At 67.5% G+C, this 16,188-nt stretch carries 16 protein-coding genes; 11 read left to right on the forward strand and 5 right to left on the reverse strand.

Features of this window, described 5'->3' with window-relative positions; all coding sequences use genetic code 11:
• The first annotated feature begins 12 nt into the window (after positions 1-12).
• The 8 genes from cysT to A7W11_RS07375 all read left to right on the forward strand — a co-directional run bounded on the left by cysT (position 13) and on the right by A7W11_RS07375 (position 8,023).
• Positions 13-894: a sulfate ABC transporter permease subunit CysT gene (cysT, locus tag A7W11_RS07340; protein ID WP_066410348.1), complete on the forward strand. Its 882-nt coding sequence runs from the start codon at positions 13-15 to the stop codon at positions 892-894.
• A 34-nt stretch (positions 895-928) separates the two neighbouring features.
• On the forward strand, positions 929-1,840 hold the full coding sequence (cysW, locus tag A7W11_RS07345; RefSeq protein WP_066410349.1) for a sulfate ABC transporter permease subunit CysW: 912 nt from the start codon (positions 929-931) through the stop codon (positions 1,838-1,840).
• Positions 1,837-2,913 (forward strand): sulfate/molybdate ABC transporter ATP-binding protein, encoded by a 1,077-nt coding sequence (locus A7W11_RS07350; protein WP_066410350.1) that lies wholly within the window; start codon positions 1,837-1,839, stop codon positions 2,911-2,913. The genes cysW and A7W11_RS07350 overlap by 4 nt, the downstream gene beginning before the upstream one ends.
• Before the next feature lie 70 nt (positions 2,914-2,983).
• Positions 2,984-3,748 (forward strand): phosphoadenylyl-sulfate reductase, encoded by a 765-nt coding sequence (locus tag A7W11_RS07355; RefSeq protein ID WP_066410351.1) that lies wholly within the window; start codon positions 2,984-2,986, stop codon positions 3,746-3,748.
• A gap of 58 nt (positions 3,749-3,806) precedes the next feature.
• The gene (gene cysD / locus A7W11_RS07360) at positions 3,807-4,715 is read left to right on the forward strand and encodes a sulfate adenylyltransferase subunit CysD (RefSeq protein WP_066410352.1); all 909 of its coding nucleotides are present in this window, start codon (positions 3,807-3,809) and stop codon (positions 4,713-4,715) included.
• 26 nt (positions 4,716-4,741) lie between these two features.
• Positions 4,742-6,040 (forward strand): sulfate adenylyltransferase subunit 1, encoded by a 1,299-nt coding sequence (locus A7W11_RS07365; protein ID WP_066410353.1) that lies wholly within the window; start codon positions 4,742-4,744, stop codon positions 6,038-6,040.
• Positions 6,041-6,230: 190 nt separating this feature from the next.
• Positions 6,231-7,451, forward strand: coding sequence for a PA0069 family radical SAM protein (locus tag A7W11_RS07370; protein ID WP_066410421.1), 1,221 nt, complete (start codon positions 6,231-6,233; stop codon positions 7,449-7,451).
• A 128-nt stretch (positions 7,452-7,579) separates the two neighbouring features.
• A complete protein-coding gene (locus tag A7W11_RS07375) occupies positions 7,580-8,023 on the forward strand; it encodes a hypothetical protein (protein ID WP_066410354.1) in 444 nt (147 codons plus the stop codon).
• Between the two features lie 61 nt (positions 8,024-8,084).
• Here the strand turns inward: A7W11_RS07375 and A7W11_RS07380 are convergent, their stop codons facing one another.
• The 3 genes from A7W11_RS07380 to A7W11_RS07390 form a co-directional block, all read right to left on the reverse strand.
• A complete protein-coding gene (locus A7W11_RS07380) occupies positions 8,085-8,855 on the reverse strand; it encodes a fumarylacetoacetate hydrolase family protein (protein WP_066410355.1) in 771 nt (256 codons plus the stop codon).
• A 20-nt stretch (positions 8,856-8,875) separates the two neighbouring features.
• Positions 8,876-10,165, reverse strand: a complete 1,290-nt coding sequence (locus tag A7W11_RS07385; protein ID WP_066410356.1) for an MFS transporter — start codon at positions 10,163-10,165, stop codon at positions 8,876-8,878.
• Positions 10,166-10,292: 127 nt separating this feature from the next.
• Positions 10,293-11,534 (reverse strand): pyridoxal-phosphate-dependent aminotransferase family protein, encoded by a 1,242-nt coding sequence (locus tag A7W11_RS07390; protein WP_066410357.1) that lies wholly within the window; start codon positions 11,532-11,534, stop codon positions 10,293-10,295.
• A gap of 244 nt (positions 11,535-11,778) precedes the next feature.
• Here A7W11_RS07390 and A7W11_RS07395 point away from each other — a divergent pair, with 244 nt between their 5' ends.
• The 3 genes from A7W11_RS07395 (at position 11,779) to A7W11_RS07405 (ending at position 14,011) form a co-directional block, all read left to right on the forward strand.
• Positions 11,779-12,492 (forward strand): GntR family transcriptional regulator, encoded by a 714-nt coding sequence (locus A7W11_RS07395; RefSeq protein ID WP_066410358.1) that lies wholly within the window; start codon positions 11,779-11,781, stop codon positions 12,490-12,492.
• A 224-nt stretch (positions 12,493-12,716) separates the two neighbouring features.
• Positions 12,717-13,097 (forward strand): 50S ribosomal protein L19, encoded by a 381-nt coding sequence (gene rplS / locus A7W11_RS07400; protein WP_066410359.1) that lies wholly within the window; start codon positions 12,717-12,719, stop codon positions 13,095-13,097.
• Between the two features lie 191 nt (positions 13,098-13,288).
• The gene (locus A7W11_RS07405; RefSeq protein WP_066410360.1) at positions 13,289-14,011 is read left to right on the forward strand and encodes a CoA pyrophosphatase; all 723 of its coding nucleotides are present in this window, start codon (positions 13,289-13,291) and stop codon (positions 14,009-14,011) included.
• Between the two features lie 10 nt (positions 14,012-14,021).
• Here A7W11_RS07405 and rsgA read toward each other — a convergent pair whose 3' ends face one another.
• Positions 14,022-14,951, reverse strand: coding sequence for a ribosome small subunit-dependent GTPase A (gene rsgA / locus A7W11_RS07410; RefSeq protein ID WP_066410422.1), 930 nt, complete (start codon positions 14,949-14,951; stop codon positions 14,022-14,024).
• Positions 14,952-15,001: 50 nt separating this feature from the next.
• On the reverse strand, positions 15,002-16,188 hold a 1,187-nt coding region (locus A7W11_RS07415; protein ID WP_066410361.1), incomplete at its 5' end, for a M48 family metallopeptidase.

Consider the following 16,188-nt stretch of genomic DNA (forward strand, 5'->3'; position numbering starts at 1 on the left):
GGAGACGCAGCCATGACGGCAGCCAATCCGGCGGCGGGGGCGCAAGCCCTCGCGCGCCCGCGACGCAACCGGCCCGGCGTACTGCCGGGTTTCGGTATTTCCATGGGCTACTCGGTGGTGTACCTGTGCCTGCTGGTGCTGATCCCGCTGGCCGCGCTGCCGATCAAGAGCGCCGGCCTGGGCTGGGGCGGCTTCTGGGAGACGGTGACCTCGCCGCGCGTGGTGGCCTCCTATCGGCTGACCTTCGGCGCCTCGCTGCTGGCGGCGTTCGTCAATCTGGTCTTCGGCGCCATCGTGGCCTGGGTGCTGGTGCGTTACCGCTTTCCGGGCAAGAAGATCCTCGATGCGCTGGTCGACCTGCCGTTCGCCTTGCCCACGGCCGTGGCCGGCATCGCACTGACCGCGCTGTACGCGCCCAATGGCTGGCTGGGCAAGCCCTTGATGGAGAGCCTGGGCCTGAAGGTGGCCTTCACGCCGCTGGGCATCGTCATCGCGCTGATCTTCATCGGCCTGCCCTTCGTGGTGCGCACGGTGCAGCCGGTGCTGGAGGATGTCGAGCGCGAGATCGAGGAAGCCGCGGCCAGCCTGGGCGCGGGCCGCTGGCAGACGGTGCGGCGCGTGCTGCTGCCGGCCCTGTTGCCCGCGTTGCTGACGGGGTTCGCGCTGGCCTTCGCGCGCGCGGTGGGCGAGTACGGCTCGGTGGTGTTCATCGCCGGCAACATGCCGATGGTGTCCGAGATCACGCCGCTGCTCATCATCGTCAAGCTCGAGCAGTTCGACTACACGGGCGCGGCCGCCATCGCCACGGTGATGCTCGTCATCTCTTTCGTCCTGCTGCTGCTGATCAACCTGCTGCAAGGCTGGCAGCAGCGCCGTGGCGGGAGGTTGGCATGACGCGGTCCTTTTCACCGATTACCAGGAGGCCGCGATGAGCGCCGCCCCGCGTCCCCCGCATCTTTCCGAACCCCCCTGGGTGCGTGCCCTGCTGATCGCGCTGGCGCTGGGTTTCCTGGCGCTGTTCCTGCTGATTCCGCTGGCGTCCGTGTTCACCGAGGCCTTCCGCAAGGGCTGGGAACTGTACCTGGCCGCCGTCACCGAGCCCGATGCCTGGGAGGCCATCAAGCTGACCCTGCTGGTGGCCGCCATCGCCTTGCCAGTCAACCTGGTATTCGGCGTGGCCGTGGCCTGGGCCGTCACCAAGTTCCAGTTCCGCGGCAAACAGGTGCTGATCACGCTGATCGACCTGCCGTTCTCGGTATCGCCCGTGGTGGCCGGCCTGGTGTTCGTGCTGCTGTTCGGGTCGCAGGGCTGGTTCGGCCCGTGGCTGCAGGACCACGACCTTAAGATCGTCTATGCCTTGCCGGCGGTGATCCTGGCCACGCTGTTCGTCACGTTTCCCTTCGTGGCGCGCGAGCTGATTCCGCTGATGCAGGCACAGGGCAGCGAGGAAGAGCAGGCCGCGTTGACGCTGGGCGCCAGCGGCTGGCAGATCTTCTGGCGGGTGACGCTGCCCAACATCAAGTGGGGCCTGCTGTACGGCGCCATCCTGTGCAATGCGCGTGCAATGGGCGAGTTCGGCGCGGTGTCGGTGGTGTCCGGCAAGATCCGCGGCCTGACCAACACCATGACCCTGCACGTGGAAATTCTCTACAACGAATACCAGTTCGCGGCGGCGTTCGCGGTGGCATCGCTGCTGGCCCTGCTGGCGCTGGTCACGCTGGTGGCCAAGAACCTGGTCGAGTGGCAGGGTGCGCGCCCCGTGCGCGCCGAGCCCGCCCCGCAACCGCGCGGCCAGCCCGCCGCCGCGCTGCCCGCACGCCTGGAGGAAGCGGCATCATGAGCATCGAAGTCAAGAACCTGTCCAAGCAGTTCGGCGCCTTCCGCGCGCTGGACGACGTGTCGCTGCGCATCGATACCGGCGAGCTGGTGGCGCTGCTGGGGCCGTCCGGCTGCGGCAAGACGACGCTGCTGCGCATCATCGCCGGGCTGGAAACCCCCGACTCGGGCAGCGTGCTGTTCTCGGGCGAGGACGCCACGGACGTGGACGTGCGGCAGCGCCAGGTCGGATTCGTGTTCCAGCACTATGCGCTGTTCCGGCACATGACGGTGTTCGAGAACGTGGCGTTCGGTCTGCGCGTGCGGCCGCGCGCGCAGCGTCCGTCCGAGGCGAGGATACGCGCCAAGGTGCACGAGCTGCTGAACCTGGTGCAGCTGGACTGGCTGTCGGACCGCTATCCGGCACAGTTGTCGGGCGGCCAGCGCCAGCGCATCGCGCTGGCCCGCGCGCTGGCCGTGGAGCCGCGCGTGCTGCTGCTCGATGAGCCGTTCGGCGCGCTGGACGCCAAGGTGCGCAAGGAACTGCGCCGCTGGCTGCGGCGCCTGCACGACGAGCTGCACGTGGCCAGCGTGTTCGTCACGCACGACCAGGAAGAGGCGCTGGAGGTGGCCGACCGCGTGGTGCTGATGAACGGCGGCCACATCGAGCAGGTCGGTTCGCCGCGCGAAGTGTGGGAGCGTCCCGCCACCCCCTTCGTGCATGGTTTCCTGGGCGATGTGAACACGCTGCACGGCCATGCCGCGCGCGGCGTGTGGCAGGCCGACGGTATCGCGCTGGCCGCGCCCGCGCTGGCGCAGGACGAGCGCGTGCCGGCCATCGCCTATGTGCGTCCGCACGACATCGACCTGGTGCGCGACGACGGCGCGGGCGCGGGCATCCGCGTGAAGCTGGCCCACGTCTATCTGGCCGGTCCCAGTGCCTGCCTGGAGCTGCGCCGCGTCGACCAGGACACCGTCATCGAGGCCGAGCTGCCCGAGAACCTGTTCCGCGGACTGAACCTGCAAGAGGGCGAGATCCTGCTGGCGCAGCCGCGCCGCGCGACGGTCTATCCCTCGGTGGCGGGAGGTTCTCCATGAGCCCGCCGCGCCGCCGCGACGGCGCAGCGCTACCCGGGTTGAAGATGGCGCGAGGCGCCGAGGAGGCAACATGAGCGATTTGTCCGACCTGCATCCGGCTGCCGCCGGCGAGCGTCCAGGCGCACTGGCCGCCGACGTGGCGGCGCGCTGGGCCGTGTTGCGCGACACCCTGGAAGACATCGCCCTGCGTCATCCCGACGCGGCGCTGGCCTCGTCGCTGGCGGCCGAGGACATGGTGCTGACGCACGCCATCTTCCAGGGCGGCCTGCCGCTTGCGGTCTTCACGCTGGACACGGGCCGGCTGCATGCCGAGACGCTGGCCGTGCTGCCGCGCATCGAGGCGCGCTACGGCCGCGCCGTGACGGTATGGACGCCCGATGCCGACGCCGTGTCCGCGCACGTGGCCGAGCACGGCGCGTTTGCGTTCTATGAAAGCGTCGCGCTGCGCAAGGCCTGTTGCCAGATCCGCAAGGTCGAGCCGCTGCGTCGTGCGCTGTCTGGCCGAAGCGCCTGGCTGACCGGCCAGCGCCGCGGCCAGGCCGCCACGCGCGGCGAACTGCCCGAGTCCGAGGACGACGCCGTCTTCGGACTGCGCAAGTACAACCCGCTGGCCGCCTGGCGCGAAGCGGAGGTCTGGCACCTGATCCGCACGCTGGACATCCCGTACAACCCGCTGCACGACCAAGGCTATCCGTCCATCGGCTGCGATCCCTGTACGCGCGCCATCCGGCCCGGCGAGGACGTGCGGGCAGGGCGCTGGTGGTGGGAACACGCCGACTCGAAAGAGTGCGGCCTGCATGCGGGCAACCGCGTGATTCCGGTGGCATCGCGCTGAAGGCGCGCCCCGGGCTTATCAGACAAACAAGCATTCGATTCGAACCGAGGAAACAACCATGTCCGTCGTGACCCATCGCAGCCATCTGGATTGGCTGGAGTCGGAGGCGATCCATATCCTGCGCGAAGTGGCCGCCGAATGCGCCAAGCCCGTGCTGCTGTTCTCCGGCGGCAAGGATTCGGTGGTGCTGCTGCGCCTGGCCGAGAAGGCGTTCCGCCCGGGCCGCTTTCCGTTCCCGCTGATGCACATCGACACCGGCCACAACTTCGACGAGGTGATCGCGTTCCGCGACGCGCGCGCGGCCGAACTGGGCGAGACCCTGATCGTGCGCAGCGTCGAGGACTCGATCCGGCGCGGCAGCGTGGTGCTGCGCCACGCCACCGATTCGCGCAACGCGGCGCAGGCGGTGACGCTGCTGGAATCCATCGAGGAGTTCGGCTTCGACGCCTGCATCGGCGGCGCGCGCCGCGACGAGGAGAAGGCCCGCGCCAAGGAGCGCATCTTCTCGTTCCGGGATTCGTTCGGCCAATGGGATCCGAAGGCGCAGCGGCCCGAGCTGTGGAACCTGTTCAACACGCGCGTGCATCCGGGCGAGAACATGCGGGTGTTCCCGATCTCGAACTGGACCGAGCTGGACGTGTGGCAATACATCCAGCGCGAGAATCTGGCGCTGCCTTCCATCTATTACAGCCACGCGCGCGACGTGGTGCGCCGCCGCGGCCTGCTGGTGCCGGTGACGCCGCTGACGCCGCCCGCCGAGGGCGATGTGGTCGAGCGCCTGCCGGTGCGGTTCCGCACGGTGGGCGACATCTCGTGCACTTGCCCGGTGGCGTCCGACGCCGCCGACCCGGCCGCCATCATCGCCGAGACCGCGGTGACCGACATCACCGAGCGCGGCGCCACGCGCATGGACGACCAGACCTCCGAGGCGTCCATGGAGCGCCGCAAGCGCGAAGGCTATTTCTGAGTTCCGCCCATCCGAACGAGAGACTTATGAACACCATCAATGATGCTTTCCTGGGCGGCGCCGACCACGGCGTGCTGCGCCTGATCACGGCCGGTTCGGTCGACGACGGCAAGTCCACGCTGATCGGCCGCCTGCTGTACGACAGCAAGGGCGTGTTCGCCGACCAACTGGATGCCATCTCGCGCGCCAAGTACAAGCGCGTGGCGGGCGACGGCATCGACTTCTCGCTGCTGACCGATGGCCTGGAGGCCGAGCGCGAGCAGGGCATCACGATCGACGTGGCGTACCGCTACTTTTCCACGCCGTTGCGCAAGTTCATCATCGCCGACGCGCCGGGCCACGAGCAGTACACCCGCAACATGGTGACGGGCGCATCGACCGCCGACGCGGCCATCATCCTGATCGACGCCACACGCGTCGCCGACGGCCAACTGCTGCCGCAGACCAAGCGGCACAGCATGATCGCCAAGTTGCTGGGCATTCGGCACATCGTCGTGGCGGTGAACAAGATGGACCTGGCGGGCTGGGACCGCGCGGTGTTCGAGCGTATCCGCGAGGCCTACGCCGAGCTGGCGCGCCGGCTGGCGTTCGACGGATTCCACATCCTGCCGCTGTCGGCGTTGAACGGCGACAACGTGGTGACGGCCTCGGCGCATACGCCGTGGTACGAAGGCCCGCCGCTGCTGGCGCTGCTGGAGAACCTGGCGGTGGCCGACGACGGGCGCGCTTTGCCGCTGCGCCTGCCGGTGCAGTGGGTGCTGCGCCACGGCGGCGACCGCGCCGACGATTTCCGCGGCTATGCCGGACGCCTGGCCAGCGGCGCGCTGCGCGTGGGCGACGCCGTGGCGGTGCAGCCCTCGGGGCAGCAGGCGCGCGTCGCACGCCTGTTGCGTGGCGCCGATGACGTGGACGAGGCCGTGGCGGGCGATTCGATCACGGTGGTGCTGGACCGCGACGTGGACGTGTCGCGTGGCGATACGCTGGCGCATCCCGATGCGTTGGCCCAGACCGGCCGCGAGTTCGAGGCCGAACTGTGCTGGCTCGATGCGCAGCCGCTGAATCCCGCGCGCCGCTATCTGCTCAAGCATGGCACGCGCCTGACCTCGGCCAAGATCCGTGAAGTGCGCGCGCGGCGCGACGTGCATGAACTGCAGGAGGTCGCGCAGGCGGACGGTTCGCTGTCGATGAACGATATCGGCAGGGTGGCGCTGGTCACGCGCGAAACGCTGGCGGTGGATCGCTACGACGCGCTGCCGGCCAACGGCGCCTTCATCCTGATCGACGAGGCCACGCACCAGACCGCCGCGGCCGGAATGCTGCGCTAGGCGACTGTTGTTTTTCCTCCAAACCCTTTGCTGGCGCGGCTTTCCGGCCGGTCGGGCCTAGCGGGCGGAAGGGCCTAGGGCGGCCGGAAATCATTTCCGTACCGTGTCGCCCGTCTTGGAGTACATTCAAGCGTCGTTTGAAAGTATTCCGGGGCTTGCCAAAAGTACTGTGTTTTTGTACAGTACTTTCATGGCAAGCACCGATCACCTTTTTTCCGCCGGTTCTGGGTCCCCGGCAGCCGCCCCCGCCGCCTTGCGCGGTCGGGGTGCGGTTACTAATGTTCGGCACCGCTTCCAGGAAACCGACCGCGTTGCGTCAGACGACGCGGTCGACATGTTCCCCGACGCGGCTGCCCTGCGCACCGAGGTCCGGGCCGAGCAGGCCCGTTCGATCCTGTCGCGCAACGACTCTCCCGACGTTCCGTTCGAAGTCGCCATCAACCCCTACCGGGGCTGCGAGCACGGATGCGTCTATTGCTTTGCCCGCCCCACCCATGCCTACCTGGGCTATTCGCCGGGGCTCGACTTCGAAACCAAACTGGTCGCCAAGGCCAACGCGGTCGACGTCCTGCGCGGCGAACTGTCCAAGCCCGGCTATCGCGTCGCCCCCATCAACCTGGGTTCGGCCACCGACATCTACCAGCCCATCGAGCGCAACTGGCGCCTCACGCGCAACATCCTGCAACTGATGCTCGACACGGGCCATCCCGTCACGCTGGTCACCAAGAACGCCCTGATCGAACGCGACCTCGACCTGTTGCGCGCCCTGGCCGAGCGCAACCTGGTCATGGCCTTCGTCAGCGTCACCACGCTGGATGCCGAGGTGGCCCGCACGCTCGAACCCCGCGCCTCCGCGCCGTGGCGCCGCCTGCAGGCCGTGCGTACGCTGTCGCAGGCCGGCGTGCCGGTGGGCGTGCTGGCCTCGCCGCTCATCCCGTTCATCAACGACGAATTCCTCGAAGCCATCCTGGAACAGGCCGCCGAAGCCGGCGCCCGTTTCAGCGGCTACACCGTGGTGCGCCTGCCCTGGGAAGTGAAAGAGGTGTTCGAGCAATGGCTGCACGCGCATTTCCCCGATCGCGCCGAACGCGTGCTGCATCGCATCGAAGACATGCGCGAAGGCCGCCGTAACGATCCCAATTTCGGCACCCGCATGCGTGGCACCGGTGTCTGGGCGGACCTGTTGCGCCAGCGATACACGCTGGCGGTGCGCAAGTTCGGCCTGAACGGCGTGCGTCCCCAGCTCGATTGCAGCCAGTTCGTGGCGCCCGAGCCGCCCGTGGTGAAGCCCTCCAGGAAGGCGGGCGGCATTGCCGCCGTGCCGGTGCGGTTTCACGAGGGCGTGCGCCGCATGGCTGCCGCGTCAGCGGTACCGGTGCCAGGCGCCAGCCAACTGGCGCTGTTCGACTAAGGCCGTTGCCACGCGTTCGTATCGATTTCGTTTTCCCGTATTTCCGCTTTTCCTACGCCGTTTCCATCTCGCCGACGCTGTCCTGATATCCGACAACACGACAACAACGCCCAGCCAGGAGCTTCACCATGACCATCGCCACACTGTCTTCCGCCGTTTTCGCACCTATCAACGGCGCATCCGTGCGCCGGCTGTTCACGGGTCGGGGCCGGTCGGGCATGCGTACGCGGGCGCGTGTGCAGGCACAGGCCCGGGCAATCCAGGCCGCCGGTTTGTTCGGGGCGGTACCGATGCCGGCTGTCGCGGCCACACGCAAGTGGCCGTTCCCGCCCATTCAGCAGCCCGTCACGCCGGCGCCCGTGGGGGCGCAGGACGATCAGGCGCAAGCTCCGGCGGCTGCCAAAACCGACGCCAAGCGCCAGACCTGCGATGCCGCGCTGGGCGACGTGCGCAACCTGAGCACCGTGCAGGCGCTGGGGGTGCGCCGCATGGTCATCGACGTGGTGCTGGTGGCGGTATGGGGTGCGCTGATTCCCGCACTGATGTGGCTGGGCGCGGCCAGCGGGTTCTAAGCCGCAGGCCGTTTGGCTTGCCGTTGTGGCGGGTCGTGGTCGGCGTCGTGGCCTTCGCGCATCACACCCGCATACTGACCGACCCAATCCCCGGAAACGTCACCGCCACGCGTGTACCCGGCTGTACGACGTTCACGCCGTTCCAGGTGCCGGTCGTCACGACGGTGCCCGCAGGCACGGTGCCTCCATGACGAGTCAGGTGCCGCAGCCAGGTCGGCAGCAGCCAGGCGGGATCTTCCAACGAGTGCGTACCCATATGCTCCTGGGGCGCTTCGTCGTCGATATATATCTCGCATACCTGCTGGTGCCAGGGCTGGCGCACGTACGGCACCCAGTCGCCCAGCACCAGCCCCGCGTGCGACTGGCTGTCGGCCAGCCGCAGCAAGGCCGGCGCCTCGGCGGCCTGCTCCAGGCGTGAGTCCACCAGTTCCACCGATACCGTCATGGCGTCGATCAGCGCATCCACGTCCTGCTCGCCCAGTTGGGCGGCTTCCTCGGGTGTTACGGCGCGCGCCAGGCGCAAGGCGATTTCGGCCTCGATGCCGGGCTTGTGCAACGACAGGTCCGAATAATCCGCACCATCGCCGCGCACGCAGGCGGGCGGCAAGCCCGCATGCGTCAGCGTGGCCATGCGCGACGCGCCACCGGATTTCCAATACCCGGCAATGTCACCGGGACGCCACCAGCCCAGCTCCGACGCGACCGCGTCCTGCACCGCGTAGGCGGCCGGAGCACCTTTTACGCTGTCCTGCCACGGCTGGGCATCCAGGGCGATGCCGGTTCGATAGGCCGCGACCAGGGCCTGGGCAAATTCGTGCTGCGCCGTATCCATGGATAGTTTTTCCTTGAGTGTCAATGCGAAGGCGAGTGTGCGGGCGGGCGGGCCGTCGAGGCGGTCTCGGGCTTGGCCGGCACGAAGCGCCGTTCGGGATGCATGCTAAACGACAGTATCGCGCCGATTGCCAGCAACACGATGCTGACCAGGAAAGGCAATTGCCAATTGCCGAAACGATCGATCAGGAAACCCGCCGCCACGGGGCTGACGATGGCCGCCGAGGCCGAACCGATGTTCATCATGCCGCTGGCGGTGCCCGAGTAGTCCGGGCAGATGTCCATGGGGATGGCCCACATCGGTCCGATGGTCAGTTCGGCGAAGAAAAAGCCGAAGCCCAGGCAGGCTAGCGACACATACAGATCGCGCGTGAACATCAGCGGCAGCAAGGTCAGCAGGGTGAGTACCATGCACACGGCCACCATCTGCGCACGGGCGCGGTTCAGATTGCCGGTGCGCTTGTACAGGCGATCGCTGATGATGCCGCCCAGCGTGTCACCCACCACGCCGCCGAAGAACACGGCGGACGAGAAGATCGCGGTCTTCTTCAGGTCCATGCCGAAGTTCATGAAGTACATGGGCACCCAGCTCAACAGCAACCACAGCGTCCAGCCGTAGCAGAAGTACACGATGGTCACCGGCAGCATGCGCTTGAACAGGCGACCCCATTGCACGGGGGGCTTGTCCTTCTTCTTTACCTCGGGCAGCGAGACCAGTTCTTCCGCCGAGATGCGCGGATGATCCTTGGGTTGCTCGGTAAACGTCAGCGCCCACACGATGACCCAGACGAAGCTGATGATGGCGCAGGCATAGAAGGATTCGCGCCAGCCATAGGCCGCCATTACCGCGATCATGGCGGCCGGCGCCAGTGCGTTGCCCAGCCGTGAGAAGGCGTGGGTGATGCCCTGGGCGAAACCGCGCCTTTCCTTGGGCACCCAGTGCGACATGGCCGCGGTGGCCGCGGGAAAGGTCGCGCCTTCGCCCAGCCCCAGCAGGATGCGCGCCATCAGCATGGAGGCCAGGCCGCCGGCCAGCCCGGTCAGCAGGGTGCCGCCTGCCCAGATCACGCCGCAGGCGATCAGCGTGCGGCGGGCGCCGAAGCGGTCGCTGACCCAGCCGCCGATGATCTGGAAGATCAGATAAGGGTAGGCAAACGCGGAGAAGACCAGGCCGATCTCGGTCTTGCTGAGGTCGAATTCCTTGCCGAAACCCACGGCGGCCGTGCTGACGTTGACACGGTCCAGGTACGTAATGAAGTACATCAGGCACAGCATCGCCAGCACGACACGTGTCGGGCGCAGGATCTTCATGTTCAGTCTCCATGGAGCATCGGCACCTGGGGTGCTCTGGCCGGGCCGGCCTGATGCGTGTTCTGGTGTGATCGGGAAGGGGGATACGGCAAGCCGGCGGCAGGGCGCCGCCGGCCGGAAACGCGCGTCAGGCCGCGTGCGTCAGTGCGCGCGGCGCGGCATGGGCGCTGAAGTAGTCCATGGCGGCATGAATGCCGCTTTGCGCCAGCTTCACGCCCGACAGCTTCAGGCCCATCTCCACGCCGGCCACCATGGCCAGCAGGGTCAGGTCGTTGCTGTTGCCCAGGTGGCCCATGCGGAACATGCGGCCACGTACCTTGCCCAGGCCGGTGCCCAGCGACAGGTCGAAGCGCTGGTGGATCAGCCGGCGCACCGCGTCGGCGTCCACGCCTTCGGGCGTGATCACGCCGGTCAGTACGGGCGAATAGACCTCGGGGTCGGCGCATTGGATCGGCAGGCCCCAGGCCTGAACCGCCGCGCGCACGCCCGCGGCCCAGCGCTGGTGGCGGGCAAACACGTTGTCCAGCCCTTCGCCCAGCAGCATGTCCAGCGCTTCGGACAGGCCATACAGCAGGTTGGTATTGGGCGTGTAGGGCCAGTAGCCGGTGGCGTTCATCTCCAGGATCTCGTCCCACGAGAAGAAGGCGCGTGGCAGCTTCGCCTGCCTGGATGCGTCGATCGCGCGCGGCGACAGGGCGTTGAAACTGATGCCCGGCGGCAGCATCAAGCCCTTCTGCGACCCGCTGATCGTGACGTCCACGCCCCAGTCGTCGTGGCGAAAATCGGCTGCCGCCAGGCCCGAGATCGAGTCCACCATCAGCAGGGCCGGGTGGCCGGCGGCGTCGATGGCGCGGCGCACGGCGGCGATGTCCGAGGTGACGCCAGTGGAGGTTTCGTTGTGCACCACGCAGACCGCCTTGATGCGGTACTCGCGGTCCTGGCGCAGGCGCTGCTCGATCCGGTCTGCCTGTATGCCGTGGCGCCAGCCCGGCGCGGCGGGTAGTACGGCATCCTCGCCCGACCAGCCCAGGAATTCCGTGGACAGTCCCAGCCGGGTGGCCATCTTGTGCCACAGCGTGGCGAATTGGCCCGTCTCGTACATCAGCACGTGATCGCCGGGGCTTAGCGTGTTGGCCAGCGCGGCCTCCCAGGCGCCGGTGCCCGAGGTCGGATAGATGATGACGGGGTGGCGGGTCTGGAAGATCTGCTTGATGCCGTCCAGCACCTTCAGGCCCAGCGCGCCGAATTCGGGGCCGCGATGGTCGATGGTGGGCAGGCTCATGGCGCGCAGCACGCGGTCCGGCACCGGGCTGGGACCGGGAATCTGCAGGAAGTGATTGCCTGTCGGGTGGTAGTCGAGAGTCAGCATGGGCGGTGATTCCAGGGTGGGGAAGGGCCGGGCGCAAAAGATCCTGGCGGGTGTGTGTGTATTTTTGCATTCAAAATGCATTTTTGCGCTATGGTTTTCCCTTCATCCAAAATGCGGATTCGTGCGCCTTTTGCATGCATAATGCGGACGTGTTGGGCCCTTGGTGGGGTGCCTTGCCGTACGTACGGCGCCCGGCCTGGCCCTTTAGAATCCCCGTATCCCGCCCCGGCATTGCAATAGACTCATGGCTGACGTACTCGAAATTTCCCGTCTCGCGCTGCACGACCAGGTGGTTGCGCGGCTGCGCGGGCTGCTGGTGCAGGGCCGCATCGCGCCGGGCGCCAAGCTCAACGAGCGTGAGCTATGCGAGCAACTGGGCGTGTCGCGCACGCCGCTGCGCGAGGCGATCAAGCTGCTGGCCGCCGAGGGGCTGGTCGATCTGGTGCCCAACCGGGGCGCCGTGGCCGTGCGCCTGACCGAGGAAGACGTGCTGCATACCTTCGAGGTGCTGGGGGTGCTGGAGGCCACGGCGGGCGAGATGGCGGCTCAGCGCATTACGCCCGAGGAACTGGCGGAGCTGCGGGCCATGCACTACGAGATGCTGGCCTGTCATGCCCGGCATGATCTGCCGGGCTATTACGCATTCAACGCCCGCATCCACGACGCGATCTCGGCCGCCGCGCACAATCCGGTGCTGGCCCAGACCTATCGTTCGATCAATGCCCGCGCCCAGTCCTTGCGGTTTCGCACCAACCAGGACGAAGCCAAGTGGAAACACGCCGTGCACGAGCACGAGCAGATGATGGACGCGCTCGCCCGGCGCGACGGCGCGGCCATGCGTGCCATCCTTACCAGCCACCTGCAGCGCAAGCGCGATCTGGTGCTGGAACTCATGCGGGCCGGCCTGCTGTACCCGGATGCCCCGGCCGCGCCGCGCCGGACGCGGCGTAGCGCCTAGGCCTCATCAGGCCGCAAAAATGTGCCGACCCCGTGTCAGATGAAGTATTTGATGTAGAATACTGGGTTTGCCAAATCTCATCCTCTGCTTGCGCCCATAGCCCGGGGTATTCGACTTCAACGATCGCTTTCAGCGATTTCTCGGATGTCGGCATCTCAGGCAAAAACATCGACGGCAAAAATTCGCAAGTTTGCGCGCAAAGACATGATGATCTAGGAGTTCACGTGAACCTCATCGAAATTCTGGAAAAGGAAGAAATCCAGCGCCTGACCGGCGGCAAAGCCTTCCCCGACTTCAACCCCGGCGACACCGTGGTGGTCAACGTCAACGTGGTCGAAGGCACGCGCAAGCGCGTCCAGGCCTACGAAGGCGTGGTCATCGCCAAGCGCAACCGCGGCCTGAATTCGTCCTTCATCGTGCGCAAGATCTCGTCCGGCGAAGCCGTCGAGCGTACGTTCCAGCTGTACTCGCCGCAAATCGCTTCGATCGAAGTCAAGCGCCGCGGTGACGTGCGCCGTGCCAAGCTGTACTACCTGCGCAACCGCTCGGGCAAGTCGGCTCGCATCAAGGAAAAGCTGGTCATCAAGGCCCCCAAGGCGGCATAAATTGCCTGGGGTATCGTATCGGGATGCGGCACGCCTGGCGTGCCGGCCCGTTACGCGACACCCCGTGCAGTGCGCCATGCAAATCCCGCTTCGCGCGGGCCCAAGAGGCACCTCACAGGGTGCCTTTTCCTTTTTCGCCTTCGTGCGCGCGCGATCCTGCGCCGCAGGCCCCTGATCCCGTTGCCTCCGGTATGTCGGACTCTCCTTCGCCCCATCCTCGCCGCCCGCTGGTCCGCCCTGGTTTCGACCCTGCCGCCCAGCCGTGGCGGGTGGCCGACGACGGGCTGCGGGCCATTCCGGGTGAATTGCTGACGGCTGACGCGCTGCATCGCGGCTGGCAGGCGCAGGCGCCCTGGGCCCTCGATGAGATCGTGGCCAGCGAGGCGCGCTACCCCGGCCGCGAAGGCAAGCCGGTGCTGGCGGCCGTGTTGATACCGATGGTGCTGCGCGCCGATGGCGTGCGCGTACTGCTGACGCAGCGCGCCGCGCATCTGCACGATCATGCCGGGCAGATCAGCTTTCCGGGCGGACGCATCGAGGACGACGACGAATCGCCCGTGGCGGCCGCGCTGCGCGAGGCGCAGGAAGAAACCGGCCTGGGCCAGGAATATGTCGACGTGCTGGGCACCATGCCCCCGTACGAAACGTCCACCGGGTTTTCGGTGACGCCTGTGGCGTCATTGGTGCGTCCGGGCTTCACGCTGGTGGCCGATGCGTTCGAGGTGGCCGAGATCTTCGAAGTGCCGCTGGCCTTTCTGATGGATCCCGCCAATCACCGGCTGTACCAGGCCACCACGCCCGACGGCCGCACGCGGCAGTACTACGCCATGCCCTGGGAAGGGCATTTCATCTGGGGCGCCACGGCGGGCATGCTGCGCAATCTGTATCACGCCCTGCGGGCGGCGCTACCCTGAGCCGATCCGCTCAGTATCGCTGCTGCCCCGCTTCGTTCTCTTCCAGCACGCGCCCGTACAGCGCGTAACGTCCCGCGTCTATCTCGCCCCGGTTCAGGGCCGCCACCACGCCGCAGCCGGGCTCGTGGCGATGGCTGCAGTTGTAGAAGCGGCAATTCTCGATGTGCGGCAGGAATTCGGGAAACCCGCGCACGATGTCCTCGCGCGTCAGGTGCTGCAGGCCGAAAGCCTGGAATCCCGGCGAGTCGATCAGGTCGCCGCCGGGCGCCGGCAGGTGATACAGGCGCGTGCTGGTGGTGGTGTGGCGGCCCATGTCCAGTGCTGCCGAGTATTCGCGCGTGGCGGCCTGGGCATCCGGGGCCAGCGTGTTCAGCAGCGTGGATTTGCCCATGCCGCTTTGCCCCAGCAGCAGGCTGGTGCGGCCGGCCAGCAACGGCGCCAGCTTCTGGCGCGTCCCTTCGGTGTCGTGCGCGCTCAGTTCGACGATAGGCACGCCCAGCGCCCGCAGCGGCGCCAGCCGGGCCTGCGCGGCGGGCAGGCCGCCGGCCAGGTCGATTTTGTTCAGCACGATGATGGGGCGGATGCCCACGCTCCAGGCGCCCGCCAGCGCGCGGCCGGTCAGGTCGTCCGAGAAGGTGGGCTCGACCGCGATGACCACCAGCAACTGGTCGACGTTGGCGGCGAACTGCTTGGACCGCATTTCGTCCGAGCGGTACAGCAGGTTGGCGCGCGGCAGCACGGCGTCGATGGCGCCTTCGTCGCGGCCCTGCGGGGTGATCTGGACCCGGTCGCCCACCGCCGGTCCGGTTTTCTTTCCGCGGGGAAAGCACTGCCGCATGCTGCCGTCGGGCAGTTCCACCATGTAGTGGCGGCCGTGTGCCGCGATCACGCGGCCTTCGGGCTGGGCGGCCGAAGCGCCCGTCGGGGCTTGCGCCGCCATGTTCGCGCCCACGGACGCGCCCCTGCTGTTCTTGATTTTGCCTTGCAAGGTCAGGCCGCCGACATCAGGTGGCGGATGCGCACGGCGGCGGGCGGGTGGCTGTCGTAGAAGGCGGAGTGCACGGGATCGGGCGTCAGGGTGGCGGCGTTGTCATCGTACAGTTTGACCAGTGCCGACACCAGTTGATTCGATGAGCTCTGCTGGGCGGCATAACGGTCGGCCTCGAACTCGTCGCGGCGCGAGAACCAGCTGGCGATGGGGGTGAGCATGAAGGTGAACACGGGCACGGCCAGGAAGAACAGCAGCAGCGCCATCGCGTGGTTGGGGCCGTCCAGGCGCGGGACCACGCCCAGGCCGACGTAGAACCAAGCCTGTTGCGACAGCCAGCCCAGCAGGGCGAAGAACAGCAGGGCGCCCGCGAAGCTCATCAGGATGCGCTTGACGATGTGGCGCCGCACGAAGTGGCCCAGCTCGTGCGCCAATACGGCCTCGATCTCGTCGGCATTCAGGCGCGACAGCAGCGTGTCGAAGAACACGATGCGGCGCGCGCGGCCGAATCCGGTGAAGTACGCGTTGCCGTGCGCCGAGCGGCGCGAGCCGTCCATGACGAACAGCCCGTTGAGCGAGAACCCGCAGCGTTGCGCCAGGCGGTGGATGCGGTCGGCCAGCTCGGGGTCGGACAGCGGGGTGAACTTGTTGAACAGCGGCGCGATGAAGGTGGGGTAGATGAACAGCAGCAGCAGGTTGAACGCCGTCCACAGGCCCCAGGCCCAGACCCACCAGTAGGGGCCGGCCTCGGCCATCAGCCACAGGATGGCCGAGGCCAGGGGTACGCCCAGCACCAGCGCCACGGCGATGCCTTTCACGGCGTCGCTGACGAACAACCGGGGCGTCATGCGGTTGAAGCCGAAGCGCCCTTCGAGCTTGAACTGGCGGTACAGGGTGAACGGCAGTCCCAGCAGTCCCATCAGGCCGAACACCGAGAACAGCAGCAGCAACTGGCGCAGCATGTCGTTGTCGGTCAGGCGTCCCAGCCCCAAGTCTATCCATTGCAGTCCGCCCAGCAGGGTCAGGCAGACCAGGATGGCGGCGTCGTAGACCCGCTCGATCATGCCCAGCCGCACCCGCGCCACCGTGTAGTCGGCGGCGCGCTGGTGGCTGAACAGCCCGATGCGCGGCGCGAACACGGCGGGGACTTCATCCCGATGGCTGACCACGTGGCGGGTCTGGCGGGGGG

It is taken from the genome of Bordetella ansorpii (assembly GCF_900078315.1).
Classification (GTDB): Bacteria; Pseudomonadota; Gammaproteobacteria; order Burkholderiales; family Burkholderiaceae_B; genus Bordetella; species Bordetella ansorpii.